Source organism: Bradyrhizobium sp. CCBAU 11357, assembly GCF_028128865.1.
Classification (GTDB): Bacteria; Pseudomonadota; Alphaproteobacteria; order Rhizobiales; family Xanthobacteraceae; genus Bradyrhizobium.
In genome coordinates, this window is the sequence record NZ_LBJW01000102.1 from 79,553 (window position 1) to 102,126 (window position 22,574).

A 22,574-nucleotide genomic window follows, 5' to 3' on the forward strand; every position below is an offset into this window, starting at 1 on the left:
AGTGGCCACTCCTATCTCCCCGTCATTGCGAGCGCAGCGAAGCAATCCAGTCTGTCTCCGCGGAAGCAGACTGGATTGCTTCGTCGCAAGAGCTCCTCGCAATGACGATTGTTGAAACAGCGGAGCAAACGACGGCGTCTCGACCTCACCCCGGATGCTTCTTCCCGCCCACCGCGTCGTCGTCGATATCGCTCCGCTTCAACAGATAATCCAGCCCGCCGACGCGGTACCAGCGGTAGCCATATGGCTCCAGCACGATGCGATGCTGGCCGCGCTTGTCGGCGTGGCTGTGGTCCTCCGCGAGCAGATTGATCAGGTGCGCGCCGGTCTCGCCCGACAGCCCCGTCGAGAACGCGACCTCGCGCGGCTTCTCGTCGAGATTGTGCACGAACAGCACCGAATTGTTGCGCCAATCGTAGCGCATGATGAACACCGCGGGATCGCGCACGGCAATGACGGTGAAATCGCCCCAGCCGACCTCAGGCACTTCCTTCCGCATGCGGATGATGCGCTCGGTCCAGTTCAGCATGGAGTTCGGATCGCGCCGCTGTTTTGCGACATTGACGTGCGGAAAGCCGTAGGGGCCCTCGTCGATGACGGGACATGCGGGCTTGTCGCTCTTGGTGAAGCCGCCATGCGGCTCGGTCGACCATTGCATCGGCGTGCGCGCGCAATTGCGCTCGGGCAATGAGAGATCGTCGCCCATCGCGATCTCGTCGCCGTAGCGGATCACAGGCGTCCCCGGCAGCGTGCACATCAGGCTGTAGGCGAGCTCGAGCCGCCTGCGGTCGCCGCCCAGCATCGGCGCAAGCCGCCGGCGGATGCCGCGGTCGTAGAGCTGCATGCCCTTGTCGGGTCCGAACGCTTTGAACACGGTGTCGCGCTGGGTCTTGGTCAGGCGGCCCAGATCGAGCTCGTCGTGATTGCGCAGGAACAGGCCCCATTGCGCCGTCGCCGGCCGCGGCTTGGTCGCCTTCAGCGCCTTCGCCAGGGGGCGCGTATCGGCGGATGCCAGCGCATAGAACAGGTGCTGGTTGACGTGGAAGTTGAACATCATGTGCATGCGATCGCCGTCGCGCCCGAAATACTTCATGTCGGTCTTCGGCAGCACGTTGGCTTCGGCGAGGATGATGGCGTCGCCCTGCCGCCATTGCAGGAATTCGCGGAAGGCGCGCAGCATGTCGTATTGTTCGACCGGCTTTTTCACCTTCGCGCCTTTGGTGGCGATGATGAAGGGCACGGCGTCCATGCGGAAGCCGGAGACGCCGAGCTGGATCCAGAAGCCCATGATCTTCAGGATCTCGGCCTGCACATGCGGGTTCGAGGTGTTGAGATCCGGCTGGAAATCGTAGAAGCGGTGGAAGTAGTACGCGCCTGATTCCTTGTCGCGCGTCCAGGTCGATTTCTGCACGCCGGGAAACACCATGCCCTTGTTGGCACCGGGAGGCTTCTTGTCCGACCAGACGTACCAGTCGCGATAGAACGAAGCCTTGTCGCGCCGCGCTTCCTTGAACCAGTGGTGCTGGTCCGAGGTGTGATTGACGACGAGGTCGATGATGACGCGGATGCCGCGCTGCTTGCAGCCATGGGTGAATTCGACGAAATCGCCGAGCGTGCCGTAGCGAGGATCGACGCTGTAATAGTCGGCGACGTCGTAGCCGTCGTCGCGCCCGGGCGAGGTCTGGAACGGCATCAGCCAGATCGTGGTGATGCCGAGCCCGTGCAGATAATCCAGCCGCCGCAACAGCCCCTTGAAATCGCCGACGCCGTCGCCGTTGGCGTCCATATAGGAGCCGACGGACAGGCAATAGATCACGCCGTTCTTGTACCAGAGATCGTCGATCATGCGCGAGCCGCTCGGTGGGTGGTTCCGCCGGGGTGGGCGGCTGCGTGATAAGTGTTAAGGCCGAGCGCGGTTCCGCGCTCTCACGTCACACTCGCCATCGTCCCGGGGCGCGCAAAGCGCGAGCCCGGGATCCATAACCACAGGCAGCAATTTTGCGAAGACTCGGAGTACCCGCTTTGCCCCACACGTCGTCCCGTGGTTATGGATTCTCAGATGCGCAATTGCGCATCATAACTCGCGCTGCGCGCGCCCCGGAATGACGGGCGAAATGGAATCGGCTATCCTCCCGCCATGGACAACACCGCCCGCATCACCCTCGTGCCGCCGCCGGATCGCCGCCAGTCGGAGACGGCGCTGGCCATCGCGCGCGGCACCGCGCGTCTGCTGCGCTCGCTCGGCTTCTCCTGCATCAGCGAATTGCCGCTGCCGTCGGGCCGGCGCGCCGATCTCGTCGCGCTGAACGAGCGCGGCGAGATCTGGATCGTCGAGATCAAGTCCTCGGTCGAAGATTTGCGCGCCGATCAGAAATGGCACGAATACCGCGCCCATTGCGACCGGCTGTTCTTCGCCTTCACCCAGGATCTGCCGTGCGAGATTTTCCCCGAAGACACCGGCCTGATCATCGCCGACGCCTACGGCGCGCACCTGCATTGCGAGGCGCCCGAGCACAAGCTCGCCGCCGCCACGCGCAAGCAGATGACGGTGCGGTTCGCGATGGCGGCGGCGTTGCGGATCAACCGCCTGGTCGATCCGCAGGGCCACGCGGATTTCTGGGAATAGAGGACGGTCTCGTGTCCCGGACGCGCTGCAGCGTGAAACGCTGCTGCGCTGAGCCGGGACCAGAAAGCGGCAATGTACGTGCAGCCATGGGCCCCGGCTCTGCAGCGCACCGCTGAAGAAGCGCTGCGCTGCGTCCGGGGCATGAGATACCGTAGGGTGGGCAAAGCGAAGCGTGCCCACCATTCAAGCCGATGAGGATTGAAGCAGAACGGTGGGCACGGCGCTGCGCGCCTTTGCCCACTCTACGACACCCTTACCTCGGCGCGCGCTTGGCCAGGATCCGCTGCAGCGTACGCCGATGCATGTTGAGCCGGCGCGCCGTTTCCGAGACGTTGCGGTTGCACATCTCGTAGATGCGCTGGATGTGCTCCCAGCGGACGCGGTCGGCCGACATCGGGTTGGCCGGTAGCTCGGATTTCTCGGTGTTGGTCGACAGCAGCGCGGCGACGACGTCGTCGGCATCCGCCGGCTTGGAGAGATAATCGATCGCGCCCATCTTCACCGCGGTCACGGCAGTGGCGATGTTGCCGTAGCCGGTCAACACGATGGCGCGTGCATCCGGGCGCTTCTTCTTCAGCGCCGAGACCACGTCGAGGCCGTTGCCGTCGCCGAGCCGCAGATCCACCACGGCGAAGGCCGGCGCCGATTTGCCGATCTGCGCCAGTCCGTCCGACACCGTGTCGCACGACGTTACGGCAAAGCCCCGTGTTTCCATGGCACGCGACAGCCGCTCCAGAAACGGCTTGTCGTCTTCCACGATGAGAAGCGAGCGGTCGGTCTGTTCGTTCAGTTCGGCAATGGCGTTCAAGGTTATGTCCTCTCTCCAGCGCATTGACATATGGCGTCGCAATCGCGCGGTGCCAAGGCGGCAAATGGTCGACCCGGCCCGTTGTGCGACGCAAGGTCGCGGCTATCCTATTGTTTCTTCGAGCGTCTCGATAGCCTCAAAACGCTGTCTCGGCCATGTGATCTGAACCACCGCACCGTGGTCCGGAAAGATCCGGTTGGTAAACGAGACCTTGGCGCCGGTGCGTTCCAGCAAGGTGCGCGCGATGAACACGCCGAGGCCGAGGCCGCGCCGTTCGCCGCCGCCGTCGTCCTGGGGGCGCCGTCGCGACAGATAGGGCTCGCCGATCCGGTTGAGGATATCGGGCGGAATGCCCGGTCCGTCGTCGGAGATCAAGAGCTCGATATGGTCATTGTTCCACCAGGCATTCACCTCGACCGTGGTGCGGGCGAAATCGACCGCGTTCTCGACGATGTTGCCGATGCCGTAGAGGATCGCGGGATTGCGTGAGCCGACCGGCTCGGCCGCCGCGGCCACCGCGATCCGCACCTTGATCTCGACGCCGAAATCGCGGTGCGGCGCCACCACCTCCTCGATCAGCTCCGACAGCTTCATGTGGTCGAACGGTGCGCCGGTGGAGGAGAGCTGGGTGATCTTGCTGAGGATGTCGCGGCAGCGCTGGGTCTGCTCGCGCAAGGTCTTCAGGTCGGCGGCGATGCTTGCGTCCTTCACGGTTTTTTCCAGCTCGCGCGAGATCAGGAAGATCGTCGCGAGCGGCGTGCCGAGCTCGTGCGCGGCCGCGGCAGCAAGGCCGTCGAGCTGGGTCAGATGCTGCTCGCGTGTCAGCACCAGCTCGGTTGCGGCCAGTGCGTCCGCGAGCTTGCGCGCCTCCTCGGTCACCTGGAACGAGTAGAGGCTGGTAACGCCGATCGCGAGCGCGATCGAGAGCCAGACGCCGACGAGATAGATCGGCGGCAGCACCAGCGGATCGTCGGAATCCCACGGCAGCGGAAAATGATAGAAGAACAGCACCGACGCGCAGGCCACCGCGAGCAGGCCGAGGCCGAACGTGAAGCGGGCCGGCAGCGCCGTGGCCGAGATCAGCACGGGCGCGAGGAACAGGAACGAGAACGGGTTCTGCAGTCCGCCGGTGAAGAACAACAGGCCCGCCAGCTCGACGATGTTCAGCGCCAGCAGGCCGGCCGCCTGCAGCGGCTCCAGCCGCTGCATCGGATTGGCCGCGGTCTGGAGCGCGAGGTTGAGCGCCGCCGAGAGCGCGATGATGCTGACGCAGGGGATGATCTCGACGTTGAACTCCAGCCCCTGGGCCACGATGAAGATCGCCGCGAGCTGTCCCAGCACCGCGAGCCAGCGCAGCCGCAGGATCGTGTCCAGCCGGATATGCCGCTGCGCGTGGCGGAAGTCGGAATCGGCAATTTCGGTCATATCGGCCAATGTAGCGGCGCCTTCCAAGGTCACGAACGCTGGGCTTTCGGAACCGCCCGCTGAGGAGCCCTTACATCAAGCCTTGCGCTCGCCGATGCAATAGCAGAAGAACGGCCAGCATGACCGAGAATGGCAAGGCTTCAAGTCGGCCGACTGTCGCGGATCGAAATTCGTCCGCGGCAATTGCGGTCGAGCACCTCGTCAAGGTCTACAAGCAGACCCGCGCCGTCGACGACATCTCCTTTTCGCTGCCGCGCGGCAGCATCACGGGGCTTCTCGGCGGCAACGGCGCCGGCAAGACCACGACCATCGCGATGATCATGGGCCTGGTGCTGCCGACCTCCGGCCGCGTGCAGGTGCTCGGTCATGAGATGCCCGACGAGAGCGCGTCCGTGCTGGGGCGGATGAATTTCGAAAGCCCCTATGTCGACATGCCGATGCGGCTCACGGTGCGGCAGAACCTCACCGTGTTCGGCAAGCTCTATGCCGTGAAGAACCTCGCCGACCGCATTGCCAGGCTCGCCGCCGATCTCGACCTCGGCGATTTCATCGACCGCGCCAACGGCAAGCTCTCCGCCGGGCAGAAGACCCGCGTTGCGCTGGCGAAGGCGCTGATCAACCAGCCCGAGCTGCTCTTGCTGGACGAGCCGACCGCCTCGCTCGACCCCGATACCGCCGATTGGGTGCGGGCGCATCTGGAGCGGTATCGCCGGGACAACAACGCCACCATTCTGCTCGCCTCGCACAACATGCTCGAGGTCGAGCGGCTCTGCGACCGCGTCGTCATCATGAAGCGCGGCCGCATCGAGGACGACGATACGCCCGAGGCGATCATGGCCCGCTACAACCGCACCACGCTGGAGGAGGTGTTTCTGGACGTTGCCCGCGGCCGGGCAAACGGCGCGAAGGAGGCGGTGCGATGAGGGGGCTCCTATGTCGGTCCTCGTCATTCCGGGGCGCGCGAAGCGCGAGCCCGGAATCCATAACCACAGGCCGCTGTAGTCGGGCGAGGCGGTCAACTCCGTGTCTTCGCCAAATTCGATCCTGTGGCTATGGATCCCGGGCTCGCGACTTCGTCGCGCCCCGGGATGACAAGCTCCTCCTGGGTACGCGGCGTCGATATGAATGACCTCTCCTTCGCCCGCGGCATCTCCGTCCACCGCATCGGCGCGATGATCCTGCGCTATTGGTATCTGCTGCTGTCGTCCTGGCCGCGGCTGCTCGAGCTGCTCTATTGGCCGGCGCTGCAGGTCATCACCTGGGGCTTTCTCCAATATTACATCGCCGAGAACGCCAACTTCTTTGCGCGCGCCGGCGGCACGCTGATCGGCGCCGTCATCCTCTGGGACATCCTGTTCCGCGGCCAGCTCGGCTTCTCCATCTCCTTCCTGGAGGAGATGTGGGCGCGCAACATCGGCAATCTCATGATGAGCCCGCTGCGGCCGATCGAGTTTCTGCTGTCGCTGATGGTCATGAGCCTGATCCGGCTTGCGATCGGGATCATTCCGATGACGCTGCTTGCGCTGTTCCTGTTTCACTTCAACGTCTATGCCCTTGGCCTGCCGCTGATCGCGTTCTTCTGCAATCTGATCTTCACGAGCTGGTCGGTCGGCATCTTCGTCTCGGGCCTCGTGCTGCGAAACGGCCTCGGCGCCGAGAGCATCGTCTGGACCTTGATGTTCGCGATCCTGCCGCTCGCCTGCGTCTACTATCCCGTCAGCGTGTTGCCGGTCTGGCTGCAATACGTCGCCTGGGCGCTGCCGCCGACCTATGCCTTCGAGGGAATGCGCGCGCTCTTGATCGAGCAAACCTTTAGGAGCGATCTGATGCTGGAGGCGTTGCTCATCAACGCCGTCCTTTTGGTTGCATCATTTGGGGCATTCCTTGCCCTTTTGCGCAGCGCAAAGCGGCACGGCTCGCTGCTGTCTGGCGGTGAATAACGTCACTTTTCCGTGGATTCAGGCTGATTTAGCCGTACCGGGCACGTAGATGTACGGAACCATGCATTGACGCATTATTGCGCATTCGGCAGTATGCTGCGATGCGAAGAGGATTATAATATGCCTATTGGTGAGTTTGGCGGCGCGCCGCCCCTGGCGGCAGAAGGCAGTCCGGTCCTGACGACGCCGATGTACTGGATGTACGAGATGGCGCACGCCTCTCTCAATCCGGCTCGTGCTGTCACCGACGCGACCAAGCTGCTGTTTCAGAATCCGCTCAATCCCTGGTCGCGCACCGAGGTCGGCAAGTCGGTCGCCGCGGCCTGCGAATTGTTCGAGCGCACCACGCGCCGCTACGGCAAGCCGGAATGGGGCCTCAACGACACCGAGGTCAACGGCATCCGCGTCCCGGTCGAGATCCGCTCGGTGTGGGAAAAGCCGTTCTGCAAGCTGCTCTACTTCGATCGCAAGTTCGCCCGTCCACTGCGCAGCCCGCAGCCGCGCGTGCTGATCGTGGCCCCGATGTCCGGCCATTATGCGACGCTGCTGCGCGGCACGGTCGAGGCCTTCCTGCCGGCGCATGAGGTCTACATCACCGACTGGGCCGATGCCCGCATGGTGCCCTTGAGCGATGGCCGCTTCGATCTCGACGACTACATCGACTATGTCATCGAGATGCTGCATGTGCTCGGCGGCAACACCCATGTGATGGCGGTGTGCCAGCCCTCCGTGCCCGTCGTCGCGGCGGTCTCGATCATGGAAGCGCGGCGCGATCCGTTCGTGCCGACCTCGATGACGCTGATGGGCGGCCCGATCGACACCCGCCGCAATCCGACTGCGGTGAACAACCTCGCGCAGGAGCGCGGTATCGACTGGTTCCGCAACCACGTCATCACCAAGGTGCCGTTCCCGCATCCGGGCATGATGCGCGACGTCTATCCGGGATTCTTGCAGCTCAACGGCTTCATCAGCATGAATCTCGACCGGCACATGGATGCCCACAAGCAGCTGTTTGCCCATCTGGTGAAGGGCGACGGCGACCTCGTCGACAAGCATCGCGACTTCTACGACGAATATCTCGCGGTGATGGATCTGCCGGCCGAGTATTACCTGCAGACCGTCGACACCGTGTTCGTGAAGCACGCGCTGCCCAAGGGCGAGATGACCCATCGCGGAACCCGCGTCGATCCTTCCAAGGTCAAGCGCGTCGCGTTGATGACGGTCGAAGGCGAGAACGACGACATCTCCGGTCTCGGTCAGACCGAAGCGACGCACACATTGTGCAGCGCGATTCCCGACCATCGCCGCGTTCATTACGTCCAGAAGGGCGTCGGACATTACGGCGTGTTCAACGGATCGCGATTCAAGTCGGAGATCGTGCCGCGGATTCACGACTTCATGGTTTCGGCTGCGAATCCTGCATCGTTGCAGGCGCTCGCGGCCGAATAACCCTGAATTTCGGCTTTCCCGCCGAAATTTCGGCCCCTGCCAAGGCTTCCGGCAGGGGCAAGTTCCCGCCAGATTCGCGGTATTTAGGTAGCCTTATAGGAGTGAGTCTACCCTCACCCCTTGGGGGTGTCGCATGCGTCCAGCGGGGGCGAAAAAAGCCGGTTCCAACCCCAGTCTGTAGGGTCTCCCGGACGCCTGACCGCTGTATATTGGGCAAATGATTTGTTTTTGCGCCGAGCGCTTTCCCTGGCGGCGGTTATGGCAGAATCCGGGCGACCTCCTGCCCCCCGGACTGACAGACATGGCCACCCGCGCACTCCTTTATCGTCGGCCCCACGAACCAAAGACCCTCGTCATCACCCACGGATCGCAATTTTTTGCGATTCGGCTGCGTCGGCACCGCCGCGCGCGCCGCTACACGCTCAGAATTCATCCGAGCGACCGCGAAGCCATTCTCACCATGCCGCCGCGCGGCACGCTCGCCGAAGCAAAAGACTTCGCACAGCGTCACGGTGCGTGGATTGCCGCGCGTCTCGGCCGCTTGCCGAAGGCCGCGCCGTTCCAGCCGGGCACGGTGATACCGCTGCGCGGCACGGCGCATCGCATCGTTCATCGCGCCGGTCAGCGCGGCACGGTGTGGACCGAGATGCGCGACAGCGGTGAGCGCATTCTCTGCGTCGCCGGCGGCCTCGAGCATGTCGACCGCCGCGTCAGCGATTTCCTCAAGCGCGAGGCGCGCCGCGACCTGCAGCGCTCGGCGGAAGCCTACGCCGGCGAGCTCGGCGTCAGGGTCAAGCGGCTCTCGATCCGTGATCAGTCCAGCCGCTGGGGCTCCTGCACCTCGGCCGGCTCGCTGTCGTTCTCCTGGCGCCTGATCCTCGCCCCGCCCTTCGTGCTCGACTACCTCGCCGCGCACGAGGTCGCCCATCTCGTTGAGATGAACCATTCTGCGCGCTTCTGGCGCGTCTGCGGCAAGGTCTGCCCGTCGATGGAGCGCGCCAAGAAGTGGCTCGACACCTATGGGAATGACCTGCACCGGTATGGTGTGGAGGATTAGGGTTCAATCACGCTGTCTTTTATGAAGACAGGCGACGACAGCGCAAATACGCGCAACTGCCTCCACATCGTCATTGCGAGCGCAGCGAAGCAATCCAGCCTCTTTCCGCGGAGGGATTCTGGATTGCTTCGCTTCGCTCGCAATGACGGAGGATGACGCGACATCAGCGCGTCTCGCTCGATTTTCGCCACACTTCGCGAGGATTGCGCCGTCTGCCCGATTAACCCCGTCGCATCAAATGCTTCGAGCGATCCACCCCGCGTCGCGCCGGACGTCGCGTTCTACTGTGCATGGGGTTGTTTTCGCAGTTTTTGTTGTGAGGCCCCGAATGGCCTCAGCCTGCGGCTACCGATTCCCGCCGAACAGCCGATCCATCAGCCAGCCATCGAGCCCGGCGGCTGCCTCGGGCCGCACATTGGCGCGCGTCGGAGGCGGCGGGCGATAGCCGCCGGCGTTCGCTTGTGGCGGAGCCGCCGGGGTCGGCGGCGACACCTGCGAGGCCGCCTGCGCGAGGTTCGATAGGCCCCAGCCGCTCGGCGAGCTCGGCAAGGCTGCCACTGGCACGCCCTCGTGCGCGGTCTTCATGAAGCGCGACCAGACTTCCACCGGCAGGCCGCCGCCGGTCGCCTTCTTGGTCGGCGAGTTGTCGTCGTTGCCGAGCCAGACGCCGGTGACGAGGTTCGCGGTGTAGCCGATGAACCAGGCGTCGCGGTAATCCTGGCTGGTGCCGGTCTTGCCGGCGGCCGGCCAGCCCGGGATCTCCGCCTTCTTGGCGGTGCCCGATATCAGCGTCTCCCGCATCATCGCATTCATCATGCCGACATAGCGGGGGTCGATGACCTGGTTACGCTCCTCCGGCTGGCGCATGTAGAGCAGCTTGCCGCTCAGCGTCCTGATCCGCGTCACGACATGCGGCGCCACCGCGAGGCCGCCATTGGCGAACGGCGCATAGGCGCCGACCAGCTCGACGACGGAAACTTCGGAGGTGCCGAGCGCGATCGAGGCGTTGGGCTCGAGTTTTGAGGAGATGCCGAGCCGGTGCGCGGTGCGCACCACGTTCTTCGGCCCGACCTCGAGGCCGAGGCGGATGGCGACCGTGTTGAGCGACATCGCCAGCGCCTGCGTCAGCGTCACCGCGCCGAAATATTCATGGGTGTAGTTCTCAGGTCTCCAGCCCTTGACCTCGATCGGCGCATCCTGGCGCATCGTATCGGGCGTCAGCCCCTGCTCGAGCGCGGTGAGGTACACGAACGGCTTGAACGAGGAGCCCGGCTGGCGCCTGGCGGTGACTGCGCGGTTGTACTGGCTGTCGGAATAGTTCCGACCGCCCACCATGGCGCGGACGGCGCCATCGGGCGTCATCGCCACCAGCGCGCCCTGGCTGACGTTGAACTTCACGCTCTTGGCCGCGAGCTCGTCGATGATGGCGGCTTCGGCGACGCTCTGCAGCTTCGGATCGATCGTGGTCTCGACCTTGATGCTCTCGTCGATCTGGCCGACCAGATCGTCCAGCACCTCGCCGATCCAGTCGGCGACGTAGTTCACCGTGCCGGCGCCCGCCGGCTTCACGTTGTAGGAGGGATGGCCGATCGAGGCCTTCGCCTGCGCGTCGGTGATGAACTTCGCATCCGCCATCGCTGCGAGCACGATCTGCGCCCGCGCTTCGGCGCCTTCTGGATTGCGGTTCGGGGCAAGGCGGGACGGCGACTTGACGAGGCCGGCCAGCATCGCGGCTTCCGCGACCGTCACGTTCTTCGCCGACTTGCCGAAATATTTCTGCGCCGCTGCCTCGACGCCGTAGGCGCCGGAGCCGAAATAGACGCGGTTGAGATAGAGCTCCAGGATCTCGTCCTTGGAGTGCTTGCGCTCCAGCCAGATCGCGAGCTCCACCTCCTGCAGCTTGCGCTGGATGGTGCGCTCCTGGGTCAGGAACAGGTTTTTCGCGAGCTGCTGCGTCAAGGTCGAGCCGCCCTGCGACACGCCGCGATGGAGGACGTTGGTGACCAGCGCGCGCAGGATGCCGACCGGATCGATGCCGAAATGCGAATAGAAGCGGCGGTCCTCGATGGCGATGAACGCCTTCGGCAAAAACGGCGGCAGATCCTTCAGCGCGACATTGGCGCCGGCCATCTCGCCGCGCTGCGCCAGAATGCTGCCGTCGATGCCGACGATCTGGATCGTCGGTGGGCGTTTTGGAATCTCCAGCGACTGGATCGGCGGCAGATGCGCGCCGACATAGATCACGACGCCGATCACGGCGATGACGCCCCACAGGCTCAGCACCGCGCCCCAATAGACCAGGCGGCCGAGGCCGGCACCGAAACGCGACTTCGATCGCCGCTTGGCGCCGCTGCGGCCGGCTGGCGCTTTGCGCTCGCGCGGCGGCTCGTCGCCGGCATCCTCGCTCTTGCGCTTGGCGGATGGTTTGCCAGATTTCTTCGGCTTGTCGTCGCCGCCGGGAACGCGGTCCGCCGCGGTCAGGCGCAGATCGGCGAGCGCCGCGGGCAAGCCGAACAGCGGCTCCTTCCGCGCACCCTTTTTCTTTCCCCACGCCATACGCCAAACGCCCGGTCAGCCCGCCCCGCCGAGACGCTAGCGGTCGCTGTTTAAGGCCGGGTTACCCCGGCGTTAACGCGCGATTAGGAGATGCGGCATTCGCCGGCCGCAGTTCCGCTTCCGGCATGCCGGAGCTAGGATCGCCCGCGTCAGTAAAAAGAGGGAGCGCCATGGGCCATATCGATCCGACCAAGGAGATCTTCGCGCAATTCCGGGAGAACGATCGCCCGGGCCCGATCCACATGCTCAACCTGGTCCGCCTGCGCAAAGAGGCTGCCTATCCCGACGGACGCAAGGCCAGCGGCGCGGAAGCCTATGCGGCCTATGGCCGCGAAAGCGGCCCGGTGTTCGAACGTCTCGGCGGCCGCATCGTCTGGCAGGGCAAATTCGAGCTGATGCTGATCGGCCCGCAGGAGGAGCGCTGGGACCATTGCTTCATCGCCGAATATCCGAGCGTCGCCGCCTTCGTCGAGATGATCCGCGACCCCGTCTATCGCGAGGCGGTGAAGCACCGCCAGGCCGCTGTCGAGGATTCGCGTCTGATCCGGCACGCCGTGCTGCCGGTCGGGAAGAATTTTGGGGAGATACCGACTTGAGTTCGTAGGGTGGGCAAAGCGCCGGGTGCGCGAATGCGCATCCCGGGGCGTGCCCACCATGTCCGTCGCGGAGAAGATGGTGGGCACGACGCTTGCGCGTCTTTGCCCACCCTACGAAAAGGTTCTCTCCTCGCCTAGCCCGACGGACCAGTGTCCTCGATGATCGGTCCGAACAGCTCCCAGCGTTCGCCGTTGAACTTCATCATCTGCATCTGCTTGTTGACGCGATAGTCGTTCGCGCCGGTGTTGATCTTGATGCCGGGCAGCCCCAGGCTCGGTACGAAGCCCTTGATATTGGCGGCCTGCTTCATGACGTTCTCGCGCGTCAGATCGTCGCCGCATTGCTTCAAGACCTGCACCAGCAGCTCGGCGACCGAATAGGCGTAGGTGTTGACGGTGTTGAGCTTGTCGCCTTCCGGAAAATACTTGTCCATGAAGGCGAAGAAGGCCTTCACGCCCGGATCATCCTTCCACTGGGGATCGCCCGGATCCTTGCCGTAGTTGGTCGAGATGATGCCCTTGGAGATGTCGAGGCCGGCCGGCTTCAGCGTCGCCGACACCGGGCTCGCATTGATGTCGAGGATGTGCACGGGAGTCCAGCCGAGGTCGGCGAGCTTCTTGATCGCCTGCGCCGCGAATTTCGGCGTCGAGGCGTCATAGAACAGATCGACGCCCATCGACTTCAGCTTGACCACCTGCGAGTCGACGGTCGGGTCGGTTACCTCATACGAGACCTCGCCGACGATCATGCTGGCGGCCTTGTCGCCGAGGCCGCTCTTGAGGCCGGCGAGATAGTCGCGGCCCATATCGTCGTTCTGGTAGAGCACGCCGATCTTGGCGTTGGGATGATTGGCGAGAATGTATTTTGCGTAGATCCGTCCCTCGGACACGTAGTTCGGATTGTAGGCCATGGTCCAGGGATAGTTCTGCGGATCGTTGAAGCGGGCGGCGCCGGTCGAGGCGAGCAGCTGCGGCACCTTCTTGCCGTTGAGGTATTTCTGCACGGCGGCGTTCGCGGCTGTGCCGATCAGCTGGAAGGTGAAGAGCACCTCGTCGCCTTCGACGAGCTTGCGCACCTGCTCCACGGTCTTCGGCGGCGAATAGGCGTCGTCATATTGGATCAGGTTGATCTTGCGGCCGTTGATGCCGCCCTGATCGTTGATCATCTTGAAGTACGCGGCCTGGGTCTTGCCGATATTGGCATAGACGGAATAGGCGCCCGAGAACGGCACGGTCTGGCCGACCTTGATCTCGGTGTCGCTTGCGCCGGTGTCGTATTTCTTCTGGGCGAGGGCCTGGCTGGTCGAGACTGCGACAGCGAACGCCGCCGTGGCCGCTATGAAGGCTCTGCGATTGTTCATGTTGGTTCGTTCCTCCTGACGGAATTTTAGGCCGATGGTCTTTCTCAAACGGTCGCCATCGCTGCGAAGATTGTGGAGGAAGGTTCGCCGCAGCGCAAGGATCGCGGCGCTGCGCCGTAGCGTCTCAGGCGAGAAACATTGCAATCAGCGCGATTGCCGCCGGCAGCGCCTGCACCATCAGGATCCGCGTGCTGACGGTCGCCGCGCCATAGGCGCCGGCCGCGATCACGCAGAGCAGGAAGAATACCTTGATCTGGAACGCGAAGGCCGGGTTGCCGTGGACGAGGCCCCAGACCAGGCCGGCCGCGAGAAAGCCGTTATAGAGGCCCTGATTGGCGGCCAGCACCTTGGTGATCTCGGCCTTCTCGGGCGAATTCCGAAACACCTTCAGGCCCAGCGGCTTGTCCCAGAGAAACATCTCCAGGGCCAGGAAGAAGACGTGCAGCGCGGCGACCAGCGCCACCAGGACATTGGCGATCAGGATCAAGGTGAGCTCCCCCAAAGCATCAGCTTTCGGGTGGACGTTAGCACGGCCGCCATGGCAAGTGCGATCGATGTGTTTCGCTCCCCTGGTGCCGCATGCCCATCCGATCAACCAAGATGCCTGAACGCTTCGGCCTCGATCGCCTGGCGACGCCGATCGGGATCGCGCTGCTGGTCACCGATGCCGAGGGCAAGCTGCGGGCGCTCGACTGGCATGATTACGAGCATCGGATGCGCGAGCTATTGCGCCTGCATTACGGGACGGTCGACCTCGACGATCGGCCGGCGCCGGCAGAGATGCGCACCGCGCTGTCGGGCTATTTCGAAGGCGAGCTCGACCAGCTCTCCGGGATCGCGTGGCGCACCGCCGGCACGCCGTTCCAGCAGAAGGTCTGGACCGCGCTCGCGCAAATTCCCGCCGGCATCACGCTGAGCTACGGCGCGCTCGCCGCAACCATCGGCATGCCCAACGCGATTCGCGCCGTCGGCCACGCCAACGGCTCCAACCCGATCAGCGTGGTGCTGCCCTGTCACCGCCTGATCGGTGCGGACGGCTCGCTGGTGAAATACGGCGGTGGCCTCGCGCGCAAGCGCTGGCTGCTGCGGCACGAGGGCGTGGAGGTTTGAAGACGCAACGCGCCAACTCCTCCACTCGTCATTCCGGGGCGCGCGAAGCGCGAACCCGGAATCCATTCACCGGCACTGTCGGTGTTGCTTGATGGATTCCGGGTTCGCCGCTGCGCGGCGCCCCGGAATGACGGCGAGAGTCACGCCGCCGGCTGCACCGCCTTGTCGCCGGCCATCACATGGGTCAGCGCGCTCTTGATCGCGGCCTGGCGCGTCGGCGCATTGATCTGCGCGCCCAGGAGGTCGGTGACGTAGAACACGTCGCGCGCGCGCTCGCCGAAGGTCGCCACATGGGCCGAGGCGATGTTGAGGTTGAGCTTCGAGATCGCGGTGGTCAGCTCGTAGAGCAGGCCGGGGCGGTCGAGCCCGGAGACCTCGATCACGGTGTAGCGATCGGACCATTGGTTGTTGATGGTCACCTCCGGCTCGATCACGAACGGCCTTGCCTTGCTGCGCACGGTGCGCCGCGCCACCACTTCCGGCAGGCGCAGCTTGCCCTCCAGCACGTCCTCGATCATCTCGCCGATGCGCGTGGCGCGCCGTCCCTCGTCCTCGTCGCGGTCGTATTCCCTAGAGATCGAGATCGTGTCGAGCGCACGGCCGTCGGTCGTGGTGTAGATCTGGGCGTCGACGATGTTGGCGCCGGCGGAGGCGCAAGCGCCGGCGATGATCGACAGCAGCCAGGGATGGTCGGCGGCGAAGATCGTCAGCTCGGTGACGCCGCGCACCTCGTCGAACCCGACATTGATCGCGAGCTTGTGGCCGGCCTGCTCGCTGGAGCGGACGAAGCGGGCGTGACGGATTTTTCGCGGCAGCTCGACCTTGAGCCAATAGGCCGGATAGTGCCGGCCGATATAGGCGTCGAGCTCGTCCTTCGGCCATTCGGCGAAGGCCATGCGGAACTCGGTGTGCGCAACGGCGAGGCGCTTGCCGCGGTCGACTTCCGAGAAGCCGCCGGTCAGCACCGGCTCGGTCTCGTAGTACAGCGAGCGCAAGAGCTGCGCCTTCCAGCCGTTCCACACGCCCGGGCCAACGCCGCGGATGTCGGCGGTGGTCAGGATGGTCAGGAGCTTCATCTGCTCCACCGACTGCACCACGGCGGCGAAATTCTCGATGGTCTTGCGATCGGATAGGTCGCGCGACTGCGCGACCGTGGACATCGTCAGGTGCTCCTCGATCAGCCAGGCCACGAGCTCGGTGTCGGCCGGGCTGAAGCCGAGCCGCGCGCAGAGCCGCCGCGCCACCTTGGCGCCGGCGATGGAGTGGTCCTCGGGCCGGCCCTTGGCGACGTCGTGCAGCAGCGTTGCGATGTAGATCACCGCGCGGTGCTCGGGCCGGATCTTGCGGAACAGGTCGCTCGCCAGCGCGAACTCCTCGATGCCGCCGCGCTCGATGTCCTGCAGGAAGCCGATGCAGCGGATCAGGTGCTCGTCGACGGTGTAGTGATGATACATGTTGAACTGCATCATCGAGACGATCTTGCCGAAGGCGCGAATGAAGTGGCCGAGCACGCCGGTCTCGTTCATCCGCCGCAGCACGATCTCGGCATTGTCGGAGGTCAGGATCTCCATGAACAGCCGGTTGGCCTCGGGATTTTCGCGCAAGCCCGCGTTGATCAGGCCGAGCGAGCGCGTCACGTCGCGCATCGCGTCCGGGTGGAAGGCGAGGTTGTTCTTCTGCGCGAGGCGGAAGATGCGGATCAGATTGACCGGGTCGTGCTTGAACACGTCGGGCGCGGCGACGTTGATGCGGTTGTTGTCGACGATGAAGTCGTCGCTGTCGGGGACGCGCCGCTTCACCGCGGTCGGTCGCAGCCGCGCCATCACCCGGCTCAGCACCGGCGCGGGCTTGGCCTGCTGGTCCTCGAGCTTGGCGCAGAGGATGGCGGTGAGGTTGCCGACTTCCTTGGCGACCAGGAAGTAGTGCTTCATGAAGCGCTCGACGTCCTGCATGCCCGGATGCGAGGTGTAGCCGAGACGTATCGCGATCTCGCGCTGGAGATCGAAGGACAGGCGCTCCTCGGCGCGGCCAGAGTAGAAGTGCAGATTGCAGCGCACCGACCAGAGGAAGTCGGCGCAGCGGCGGAAGGTGCGATATTCCTGCGCGTCGAACACGCCGCGCCCGACCAGCTCGTGGGTATCGCGCACGCGGTAGACGTATTTGGCGATCCAGAACAGCGTGTGCAGGTCGCGCAAGGCCCCCTTGCCGTCCTTGACGTTGGGTTCGACCAGATAGCGCGACTGGCCGCCGCGGCGATGTCGCTCCTCGCGCTCGGCGAGCTTTGCGGTGACGAATTCGGACGCGGTGCCCTGCACCACCTCCTTGTCGAAGCGCTCGACCAGCTCGTCATAGAGCGGCTTGTCGCCGGTGAGGAAGCGCGTCTCCAGGATCGCGGTACGGATCGTCATGTCGCCCCGCGCCTGCCGGATCGATTCGTCGACCGAGCGCGTGGCGTGACCGACCTTCAGTCCCATGTCCCAGAGGCAATAGAGGATGGCTTCGGCGACCTGCTCGCCCCAGGCGGTCTGCTTGTAGGGCAGGATGAAGAGCAGATCGATGTCCGATTCCGGGGCCATCAGGCCGCGGCCGTAGCCGCCGGTCGCCACCACCGCCATGCGCTCGGCACCGCTCGGGATCGGCGAGCGGTAGAGATGGCGCGTCGCGGCCGAATACAGGATGCGGATGATCTCGTCCTGCACGTGGCACAGCCGCTCGGCGCAGCGGCGGCCGTGGCGGTCCTTCAGAAGGATCGCCTGCGCGGCGGCGCGCGCCGCGATCAGCTCGGCCTTGAGCAATTGCGCCATCGCCGTGCGGAACGCGTCCTCGCGCCCCTCGTGCTTCTCGGCGAGCGCATCGACCGCGGCGGTGATCCGCGCGGTATCGAAGCGATCGTCCACCTGTGGCTTCTGCTCAGTCGCGACGCTGTCCATGTCTCACCGGATATAAGAGGTGACAGGCGCTGTCACCCGCCATTCTCTGCCAATAGGCGTTCCATGCTGGAAAGCTGCGGCTTCGGGCAAATCTGTTCTCGGCCGGCGCGCTTTCGGAGGGCGGATTTTCTCGTTGACCTCTAGATATAACTCATTGAAAAACAATGAAGTTTTCAGGAGGGCGAGCATGGCTGGGATTGCACGAATTATTGTTCTGGCGGGAGCTTTGGCACTCGCATTGACCCAAGCGGCCAGGGCGGCTGACCCGCTCAAGGAAATCCGCATCGACTGGGCGACCTACAATCCGGTGTCGCTGGTGCTGAAGCAGAAGGGGCTCCTGGAGAAGGAGTTCGCCAAGGACGGTATCACCGTCACCTGGGTGCAGTCGGCCGGCTCCAACAAGGCGCTCGAATTCCTCAACGCCGGCTCGATCGATTTCGGCTCGACCGCGGGCTCGGCGGCGCTGGTCGCCCGCATCAACGGCAACCCGATCAAGTCGATCTACGTCTATTCGCGCCCCGAATGGACCGCGCTGGTGACCGGCAAGGAGTCCAAGATCGCCGGCGTTGCCGACCTCAAGGGCAAGCGCGTTGCGGTCACGCGCGGCACCGACCCGCACATCTTCCTGGTGCGCGCACTGCTCGGTGCGGGCCTCACCGAGAAGGACATCACGCCGGTGCTGCTCCAACACGCCGACGGCAAGACCGCGCTGATCCGCGGCGACGTCGATGCCTGGGCTGGGCTCGATCCGATGATGGCGCAGGCCGAGGTCGAGGAGGGCGCCAAGCTGTTCTATCGCAAGGCCGACGCCAACACCTGGGGCATCCTCAATGTGCGCGAGCAGTTCCTGAAGGATCATCCCGACATCGCGCGCCGCGTCCTCGCGGTTTACGAGGAGGCGCGCAAATATTCGCTGGCGAATTACGACGAGCTGAAGAAGACCTTCATCGCGGTGACGAAGCTGCCCGAGGCCGTGGTCGACAAGCAGCTCAAGGAGCGCACCGAGCTCACCCACAGCCGCATCGGCGCGCCGCAGCGCGAGTCGATCCTCGCCGCAGGCCTTGCGCTCCAGCAGGCCGGCGTCATCGATGCCAAGGTCGACGTCAAGGCGACGCTGGATGCATTGATCGACGACCAGGTTCCGCTGCCGACGAATTGATTTCTCTCTTACCCTCCCCTGGAGGGTCCCTGGAGGGGGAGGGTCGATCGCGCGCAGCGCGAGCGGGGTGGGGTGACGGTCTCTCCGCAACGAACAGTGTCCGTGTGGAGAGATCACCCCACCCCGACACGCAATCTCGCTTCGCTCGATCGCGTGCCGACCCTCCCCCTCCAGGGGAGGGTAAGGGGCACCCTTGCATTCCCCCACCAGACGCGCTTCCTACCGGCCATGATCTCCGACGCGCCAGTGCTGCAACAATCATCGGAACCAGCCGAGAGCGCCGCCGCTCCTTCGCGGCTGTTGCGTTACGCGCGGCCGCTGCTGGGCGTGGTGCTGCCGCTGACGCTCGCGTTGGGCTGGGAGCTCGTGGTGTGGCTCGGCTGGTCCAACGGGCGCCTGGTGCCCCCGCCTTCGCGCGTGTTTGCTACCATTACCGAGCTCGCCCGTTCCGGCGAGCTGGTCCGCCACATCACGGCAACGCTGGGGCGCGTCTCGCTCGGCTTCGCCTTTGGCGTGGTCGCGGGCACGCTGTTAGGTGCCATCTCCGGTTACTGGTCGCTGGCGCGCCGGCTGCTCGATCCGACGGTGCAGGCGTTGCGCGCGATTCCCTCGCTCGCCTGGGTACCGCTGTTCATCCTCTGGCTCGGCATCTTCGAGACCTCGAAGATCGCGCTGATCGCGGTCGGCGTGTTCTTCCCGGTCTATCTCGGCGTCATGGGCGCCATCCTCTCGGTCGACCGCAAGATCGTCGAGGTCGGCCGCACCTATCGCCTGTCGGGACCCGCAATGATCCGCCGCATCCTGCTGCCGGCGGTGCTGCCGGCCTATGTCGTATCCTTGCGCGTCGGTCTTGGCCTCGGCTGGATGTTCGTGGTCGCAGCCGAATTGATCGGCGCCTCCGAAGGGCTCGGTTATCTCCTGCTCGACGGCCAGCAGCTCGGCAAGCCCGCGCAGATCCTGGCCGCCATCGTCATCTTCGCCATCCTCGGCAAGCTCACCGACTGGCTGATCGAGCTTGCCGCCGCACCGTTCCTGCGCTGGCAGGACGCCTTCGGGCGGGCAAAGGGAGCTTGAGGCGATGCTGGCGCTCGACCGGGTCAGCAAGACCTATCCCAACGGCGTCGAGGCGCTGGCGCGCTTCTCGGCCGAGATCAGGCAAGGCGAGATCATCGCCATTATCGGCGGCTCCGGCTGCGGCAAATCAACATTGTTGCGCGCCATCGCCGGCCTTGACCGCGCCAGCTCGGGCACGGTGACGCTCGACGCCGAGGCGATCGCCTCGCCGCATGCCAAGATCGGCATCATCTTCCAGGAGCCGCGGCTGCTGCCCTGGCTCAGCGTCGCCGACAATATCGGCTTCGGCCTTGCCGGCCTGCCCGCGGCCGAGCGGCGCGAGAAGGTGGCGCGTGCGCTCGCGCGCGTCGGCCTCGCTGATAAGGCGCAGGCCTGGCCGCGCGAGCTGTCGGGTGGGCAGGCGCAGCGCGTTGCGATCGCGCGGGCGCTGGTGCCGCAGCCGGAGGTGCTGCTGCTCGACGAGCCGTTCTCCGCGCTCGATGCGTTCACCCGCAGGGATCTCCAGGATCACCTGCTCGACCTCTGGGCCGATACGCGGCCGACCTTGATCCTCGTTACGCATGACGTCGACGAGGCCGTGGTGCTGGCCGACCGCGTGCTGGTGATGCGGCCGCGACCGGGCCGGCTGTTCGATCAGATCGAGATCAATCTCGGCCGGCCGCGCGACCGCAATTCGCCGCTGTTCGAGAATTTCAAGCGCAGTGTGCTGACGTCACTCGACCGGTCGCTCGACCGCAGCGTGCCCGACCGCGACGCAACCCAGGGTCCCGGTCAGGCCATGTGGTGGTGACAATCTCGCCGCGAGCCGGTACATCGGCAGGCATCATATTCCGGGAGAGAACGAGATGGACGCCGCAGAGCTGCGCCAGATGCAGGCCCCGATCAAGGAGCGTTACAAGGCCGATCCCAAGGCTGCGCTGATCACGCTGAAAGCCAAGGGCTCCACCGATAGCGAAGGCATCGCCTGCAAGGTCGAGACCGGCCGCGCCATCGCAACGGCTGGTCTGCACCCCGCCACCGGCGGCTCCGGCCTCGAACTCTGCTCCGGCGACATGCTGCTCGAAGCCCTGGTCGCCTGTGCCGGCGTCACGCTGAAATCGGTCGCGACCGCAATCGAGGTGCCCTTGAAGACCGGCAACGTCTATGCCGAGGGCGATCTCGACTTCCGCGGCACACTCGGCGTCGACAAGGAGACGCCGGTCGGCTTCGCCGAGATCCGCTTGCGCTTCGAGGTGGACACGTCAGCGCCGCAGGACAAGCTCGATCTGCTGCTCAAGCTCACCGAGCGCTATTGCGTGGTCTATCAGACCATCAAGAACGGCCCGAAAGTTTCGGTGTCGATGCAGCGGATGTGAGGACGCAGGTCGTCATCCCACCAATTGGCGTCGTCCCGGGGCGCGCCGCTTGGCGCGAGCCCGGGACCCATAACCCCAGGCCGTCGTGATTTCGGGCGGTCGTTGCTCCAGCTCTCAAGATCATTACGGCCTGTGGCTATGGATTCCGGGCTCGCGCTTCGCGCGCCCCGGAATGACAGACAGAATGCCCCTCGACCTCCACGTCCTCCTCTTCCTCTTCCTGCGCATGGCGATCGCGGCGGCGTTCGTGGTGACGGCGTCGATCATCACCGAACGCTCGGGGCCGGTGATCGGCGCGCTGATCGCGACCCTGCCGGTGTCGGCGGGGCCGTCCTACGTCTTTCTTGCGATCGACCACGACGCCGCTTTCATCGCGCAGGGCGCGCTGGCGAGCCTGCCGGTCAATGCGGCGACGATCTTCATGTGCCTCACTTACGTCGTGCTGTCGCAGCGGCACACTCTCGTGGTGAGTTGCGGAAGCGCTTTCGCGGTGTGGATCGGGATGGCCTCGATCATCCGCCAGTTCGACTGGACGCTCACCGCGGGGCTTGCCGCCAATCTGATCGCATTCGGCATCTGCATTCCACTGCTCGCGCGCTATCGCCATGTGAAGATGCCGCTGGTGACGCGCCGCTGGTACGACGTGCCGATGCGCGCTGCGCTGGTTGCGACCCTCGTCGCCATCGTGGTGTCGACATCGAGCTGGGTCGGTCCCCGCATCAGCGGCATCATCGCACTCTTTCCTGTGGTGTTCTCCAGCATCATGGTGATCCTGCATCCGCGCATCGGCGGACCGCCGACCGCCGCCGTGCTCGCCAACTCCGCCTGGGGCCTGCTCGGGTTTGGCATGGCCATCGCCGTCCTGCACGTTGCAGTCGTGTGGTTCGGTTCCGCCGTCGGCTTGTGCGTCGCACTCGGGACCTGCGTGGCCTGGAATCTGACGCTGTGGTGGCGTGGACGCAGAAGGCTGCGCATCGAAACGTAAGCTTTGGTACGGGACCTTTGCGGTGCTCAGCCGGTAGTTCTGCGGTGTTCGACTGCGCGTTTCCGATAATGTCGTTAATTTAATCTTTGTGTCTTGACCCTACGCTTGCTCGTCAGCTGTCGCGACGGCCCGTTGGATAACGG

General features: G+C 64.9%; 19 protein-coding genes. 12 read left to right on the plus strand and 7 right to left on the minus strand.

Annotation, left to right across the window (positions count from 1 at the left end; all coding sequences use genetic code 11):
* Positions 1 to 145: 145 nt before the first annotated feature.
* Positions 146 to 1,846, minus strand: a complete 1,701-nt coding sequence (locus XI05_RS20180; protein WP_271505017.1) for an alpha-amylase family protein — start codon at positions 1,844 to 1,846, stop codon at positions 146 to 148.
* A 291-nt stretch (positions 1,847 to 2,137) separates the two neighbouring features.
* On the opposite strand from XI05_RS20180, the gene XI05_RS20185 reads away from it, so the two are divergent.
* Positions 2,138 to 2,626, plus strand: coding sequence for an MmcB family DNA repair protein (locus XI05_RS20185; RefSeq protein ID WP_172788010.1), 489 nt, complete (start codon positions 2,138 to 2,140; stop codon positions 2,624 to 2,626).
* 253 nt (positions 2,627 to 2,879) lie between these two features.
* Here the strand turns inward: XI05_RS20185 and XI05_RS20190 are convergent, their stop codons facing one another.
* Together XI05_RS20190 and XI05_RS20195 are read right to left on the minus strand one after the other, a co-directional pair.
* Positions 2,880 to 3,434: an ActR/PrrA/RegA family redox response regulator transcription factor gene (locus XI05_RS20190; RefSeq protein ID WP_271505019.1), complete on the minus strand. Its 555-nt coding sequence runs from the start codon at positions 3,432 to 3,434 to the stop codon at positions 2,880 to 2,882.
* A 102-nt stretch (positions 3,435 to 3,536) separates the two neighbouring features.
* The gene (locus tag XI05_RS20195; protein WP_271505199.1) at positions 3,537 to 4,859 is read right to left on the minus strand and encodes an ActS/PrrB/RegB family redox-sensitive histidine kinase; all 1,323 of its coding nucleotides are present in this window, start codon (positions 4,857 to 4,859) and stop codon (positions 3,537 to 3,539) included.
* Positions 4,860 to 4,978: 119 nt separating this feature from the next.
* On the opposite strand from XI05_RS20195, the gene XI05_RS20200 reads away from it, so the two are divergent.
* The 4 genes from XI05_RS20200 (at position 4,979) to XI05_RS20215 (ending at position 9,305) form a co-directional block, all read left to right on the plus strand.
* Positions 4,979 to 5,782 (plus strand): ABC transporter ATP-binding protein, encoded by an 804-nt coding sequence (locus XI05_RS20200; protein ID WP_271505021.1) that lies wholly within the window; start codon positions 4,979 to 4,981, stop codon positions 5,780 to 5,782.
* A gap of 198 nt (positions 5,783 to 5,980) precedes the next feature.
* A complete protein-coding gene (locus XI05_RS20205; protein WP_271505023.1) occupies positions 5,981 to 6,799 on the plus strand; it encodes an ABC transporter permease in 819 nt (272 codons plus the stop codon).
* A 120-nt stretch (positions 6,800 to 6,919) separates the two neighbouring features.
* Positions 6,920 to 8,248 (plus strand): polyhydroxyalkanoate depolymerase, encoded by a 1,329-nt coding sequence (locus XI05_RS20210; RefSeq protein WP_271505025.1) that lies wholly within the window; start codon positions 6,920 to 6,922, stop codon positions 8,246 to 8,248.
* A gap of 217 nt (positions 8,249 to 8,465) precedes the next feature.
* Positions 8,466 to 9,305: a M48 family metallopeptidase gene (locus XI05_RS20215; RefSeq protein WP_271505027.1), complete on the plus strand. Its 840-nt coding sequence runs from the start codon at positions 8,466 to 8,468 to the stop codon at positions 9,303 to 9,305.
* A 345-nt stretch (positions 9,306 to 9,650) separates the two neighbouring features.
* Here the strand turns inward: XI05_RS20215 and XI05_RS20220 are convergent, their stop codons facing one another.
* Positions 9,651 to 11,861, minus strand: a complete 2,211-nt coding sequence (locus XI05_RS20220; RefSeq protein WP_271505029.1) for a transglycosylase domain-containing protein — start codon at positions 11,859 to 11,861, stop codon at positions 9,651 to 9,653.
* A gap of 170 nt (positions 11,862 to 12,031) precedes the next feature.
* Between XI05_RS20220 and XI05_RS20225 the strand changes: the two genes are divergently transcribed.
* Positions 12,032 to 12,457 carry a DUF1330 domain-containing protein gene (locus XI05_RS20225; RefSeq protein ID WP_025033272.1) on the plus strand — a complete coding sequence of 142 codons (426 nt, stop codon included), beginning with the start codon at positions 12,032 to 12,034 and terminating at the stop codon, positions 12,455 to 12,457.
* 134 nt (positions 12,458 to 12,591) lie between these two features.
* Here the strand turns inward: XI05_RS20225 and XI05_RS20230 are convergent, their stop codons facing one another.
* Positions 12,592 to 13,818 carry an ABC transporter substrate-binding protein gene (locus XI05_RS20230; protein ID WP_271505031.1) on the minus strand — a complete coding sequence of 409 codons (1,227 nt, stop codon included), beginning with the start codon at positions 13,816 to 13,818 and terminating at the stop codon, positions 12,592 to 12,594.
* Between the two features lie 124 nt (positions 13,819 to 13,942).
* The gene (locus XI05_RS20235; protein WP_271505201.1) at positions 13,943 to 14,299 is read right to left on the minus strand and encodes a DUF1304 domain-containing protein; all 357 of its coding nucleotides are present in this window, start codon (positions 14,297 to 14,299) and stop codon (positions 13,943 to 13,945) included.
* Positions 14,300 to 14,397: 98 nt separating this feature from the next.
* Here XI05_RS20235 and XI05_RS20240 point away from each other — a divergent pair, with 98 nt between their 5' ends.
* Positions 14,398 to 14,928 carry a methylated-DNA--[protein]-cysteine S-methyltransferase gene (locus XI05_RS20240; protein WP_271505033.1) on the plus strand — a complete coding sequence of 177 codons (531 nt, stop codon included), beginning with the start codon at positions 14,398 to 14,400 and terminating at the stop codon, positions 14,926 to 14,928.
* Positions 14,929 to 15,068: 140 nt separating this feature from the next.
* On the opposite strand, the gene XI05_RS20245 is transcribed toward XI05_RS20240, so the two are convergent.
* Positions 15,069 to 17,858, minus strand: coding sequence for a [protein-PII] uridylyltransferase (locus XI05_RS20245; RefSeq protein WP_271505035.1), 2,790 nt, complete (start codon positions 17,856 to 17,858; stop codon positions 15,069 to 15,071).
* 187 nt (positions 17,859 to 18,045) lie between these two features.
* Between XI05_RS20245 and XI05_RS20250 the strand changes: the two genes are divergently transcribed.
* The 5 genes from XI05_RS20250 (at position 18,046) to XI05_RS20270 (ending at position 22,431) form a co-directional block, all read left to right on the plus strand.
* The gene (locus XI05_RS20250; RefSeq protein WP_271505038.1) at positions 18,046 to 19,017 is read left to right on the plus strand and encodes an aliphatic sulfonate ABC transporter substrate-binding protein; all 972 of its coding nucleotides are present in this window, start codon (positions 18,046 to 18,048) and stop codon (positions 19,015 to 19,017) included.
* A 228-nt stretch (positions 19,018 to 19,245) separates the two neighbouring features.
* Positions 19,246 to 20,091: an ABC transporter permease gene (locus XI05_RS20255; RefSeq protein ID WP_271505040.1), complete on the plus strand. Its 846-nt coding sequence runs from the start codon at positions 19,246 to 19,248 to the stop codon at positions 20,089 to 20,091.
* A 4-nt stretch (positions 20,092 to 20,095) separates the two neighbouring features.
* Positions 20,096 to 20,881 (plus strand): ABC transporter ATP-binding protein, encoded by a 786-nt coding sequence (locus tag XI05_RS20260; protein WP_271505042.1) that lies wholly within the window; start codon positions 20,096 to 20,098, stop codon positions 20,879 to 20,881.
* 55 nt (positions 20,882 to 20,936) lie between these two features.
* Entirely contained in the window at positions 20,937 to 21,446 is a 510-nt protein-coding gene (locus XI05_RS20265) for an OsmC family protein (protein ID WP_271505044.1), read from the plus strand.
* 184 nt (positions 21,447 to 21,630) lie between these two features.
* Entirely contained in the window at positions 21,631 to 22,431 is an 801-nt protein-coding gene (locus XI05_RS20270; protein ID WP_271505046.1) for a hypothetical protein, read from the plus strand.
* The last annotated feature ends 143 nt before the right edge of the window (positions 22,432 to 22,574 follow it).

Coding starts and splice junctions, on each gene's coding strand:
- XI05_RS20240 (WP_271505033.1), top strand. CDS start 14,398: ATGCCCATCCGATCAACCAAGATGCCTGAACGCTTCGGCCTCGATCGC.
- XI05_RS20255 (WP_271505040.1), top strand. CDS start 19,246: ATGATCTCCGACGCGCCAGTGCTGCAACAATCATCGGAACCAGCCGAG.
- XI05_RS20200 (WP_271505021.1), top strand. CDS start 4,979: ATGACCGAGAATGGCAAGGCTTCAAGTCGGCCGACTGTCGCGGATCGA.
- XI05_RS20230 (WP_271505031.1), bottom strand. CDS start 13,818: ATGAACAATCGCAGAGCCTTCATAGCGGCCACGGCGGCGTTCGCTGTC.
- XI05_RS20185 (WP_172788010.1), top strand. CDS start 2,138: ATGGACAACACCGCCCGCATCACCCTCGTGCCGCCGCCGGATCGCCGC.
- XI05_RS20215 (WP_271505027.1), top strand. CDS start 8,466: ATGATTTGTTTTTGCGCCGAGCGCTTTCCCTGGCGGCGGTTATGGCAG.
- XI05_RS20270 (WP_271505046.1), top strand. CDS start 21,631: ATGCCCCTCGACCTCCACGTCCTCCTCTTCCTCTTCCTGCGCATGGCG.
- XI05_RS20260 (WP_271505042.1), top strand. CDS start 20,096: ATGCTGGCGCTCGACCGGGTCAGCAAGACCTATCCCAACGGCGTCGAG.
- XI05_RS20265 (WP_271505044.1), top strand. CDS start 20,937: ATGGACGCCGCAGAGCTGCGCCAGATGCAGGCCCCGATCAAGGAGCGT.
- XI05_RS20250 (WP_271505038.1), top strand. CDS start 18,046: ATGGCTGGGATTGCACGAATTATTGTTCTGGCGGGAGCTTTGGCACTC.
- XI05_RS20205 (WP_271505023.1), top strand. CDS start 5,981: ATGAATGACCTCTCCTTCGCCCGCGGCATCTCCGTCCACCGCATCGGC.
- XI05_RS20180 (WP_271505017.1), bottom strand. CDS start 1,846: ATGATCGACGATCTCTGGTACAAGAACGGCGTGATCTATTGCCTGTCC.
- XI05_RS20220 (WP_271505029.1), bottom strand. CDS start 11,861: ATGGCGTGGGGAAAGAAAAAGGGTGCGCGGAAGGAGCCGCTGTTCGGC.
- XI05_RS20210 (WP_271505025.1), top strand. CDS start 6,920: ATGCCTATTGGTGAGTTTGGCGGCGCGCCGCCCCTGGCGGCAGAAGGC.
- XI05_RS20245 (WP_271505035.1), bottom strand. CDS start 17,858: ATGGACAGCGTCGCGACTGAGCAGAAGCCACAGGTGGACGATCGCTTC.
- XI05_RS20225 (WP_025033272.1), top strand. CDS start 12,032: ATGGGCCATATCGATCCGACCAAGGAGATCTTCGCGCAATTCCGGGAG.
- XI05_RS20195 (WP_271505199.1), bottom strand. CDS start 4,859: ATGACCGAAATTGCCGATTCCGACTTCCGCCACGCGCAGCGGCATATC.